At 48.7% G+C, this 1,796-nt stretch carries 2 protein-coding genes; both read right to left on the bottom strand.

Annotated features, from left to right (window positions below; genetic code table 11):
- A partial coding sequence (locus tag WCO51_13410) for an NAD-dependent epimerase/dehydratase family protein (protein MEI6514250.1) occupies positions 1-625 on the bottom strand: 625 nt, incomplete at its 3' end.
- Positions 622-1,722 carry an FkbM family methyltransferase gene (locus tag WCO51_13415; protein ID MEI6514251.1) on the bottom strand — a complete coding sequence of 367 codons (1,101 nt, stop codon included), beginning with the start codon at positions 1,720-1,722 and terminating at the stop codon, positions 622-624. The genes WCO51_13415 and WCO51_13410, both read right to left, overlap by 4 nt.
- Positions 1,723-1,796: the final 74 nt, after the last annotated feature.

Raw genomic sequence — 1,796 nt, forward strand, 5'->3', positions numbered from 1 at the left:
GTATGTTTTCGCCGCTTGCGATGTTATATATCCTGTGTTTTCCCTTAAGTGCTATTTGGGGCAGTATCCTTACTACATCATGTACGCTGACATGGTCTCTGCCGGAATCCATGGTTGTATTCAGCACGATTCTCTTTTTCTTTAGAGCGTCCCTGATCAGCGAGAATATGAAGTTCTCTGACTGGGAGTCATAGCCGTAGACATTCGATAGCCTCGCCACTCTCACATTGTCCTCACCGGCAGCGAAACAGGCCGCTTCACCCATTATTTTTGAGATATTATACAGGTCGCCCGGAACAAGAGGCTGACTGTGGATAACATCCTCCTCGTGCGCGATATCCTCCCTGACCCCGTACACCCGTGTGGACGATAGATAGACGAACGAGTCGAACTTGTATCGCGTTAATGCGTCTACAAGGCAGCAAACATGCGCATTTATCGTCTCATAAGGCTTCGTCCTAAAATCGGCGGTGAGCCCGATGCAATAGATAACATGGCCAAGGTTCCGCGCAGATATATCCACCCCTTTTGCGGGAGCAAAGCAATCATGACCTTCTCTTTGGAGATGCTGCACGAGGTGTGAACCGACAAATCCAGATGCGCCTAATACAGTGAAGCTTGTCATGGCAGACCATCTAAGGGATGATGAAGAGCCGGGTTTTTATAAACTAATAGCTTGGGACTGACGTTTTCAACCACTCGCAATCCCAATCGCCTTACCAAATCAGGATCCTTAGTGGCTAGGAGATTGAATCCGTGGGGTGGGCCTTCCAAGTAAACACGATCGATTGGAATTATTTCAATGGCTTTACCAGCCATCGAGTAGTTGTCATGGAAATCGCGGACCGCAAAAATTGTGTATCCACTCGACCTCACAAGAGCCACAATCGACGTATTTTCTAATCCTGATGACCAATCAACGTAGTTGCGGTGAACCTCGAAAATCAAATGAGGCGCCTCAGGGAATGGACGAGAAAGAGTTTTGCTCGCTCCGACAAGGGCTTCCTCCTCTCCACCTTCGAGATCCAGCATAATTAAGCCCACATACGGTAACGATCTAAGGTCGACATAGTCGTCTATTGTTATAGATTGAGCAATTGCCATAGGATGGTTCTCGCTCATATTGACAGGAAGACAGGTTGCCAAAGCTGATGCTCCTTCTACGTTGAGCGTGACATCACTCTTGCTCCACAAGGCCAACTGATGTGCCGATACATTAATGATGCCATTGATTCTCAGATGATGTAAAAGTCTAGTGAACGCATGTTCCATCGGCTCGAAGGCGTGGACCATACCCCCAAGGTTTTGCTCCGTCATGGCGAGGGAAATTGGTAGAACGTGGTCGCCAATGTACGCGCCGCCGACAATCACGTGTTGCATGTCAGCTGCCAAGCTCACAAGCAGTTTCGTCGTTTGAGGTTCCCACACGTGGTCAGGATTAGCGCTTGAACTCAATAGCAGTGCTTCCTCGATGCGACTGTCAACCCCCACTTCGAAAATCAATCCATTCTGCAGGACGACACGGTGTGTCTGCACATCGCGGAGAAGTGTACGTATAACCGGCAAGCGCACCTCTTTTTGGAATATGTCGGCATCGTCTGCTTGAGATTCAGCATTGCGGAGCGCCTCAAAAATAATCTCACGAAATTGCCCGTTTCTTCCTGCCCCCGCGAGTGCCTCAGCGAGCTTTGCGTCATCGAAGTTTCTTAAACTATCATGCATTTCGCATTACCTTTGTGGCACAAGAGCCCAAATTAGAATAATTCTGAGCGGAGTGATCCGGGAAGTGAGAATCC

Source organism: bacterium (assembly GCA_037131655.1).
Classification (GTDB): domain Bacteria; phylum Armatimonadota; class Fimbriimonadia; order Fimbriimonadales; family JBAXQP01; genus JBAXQP01.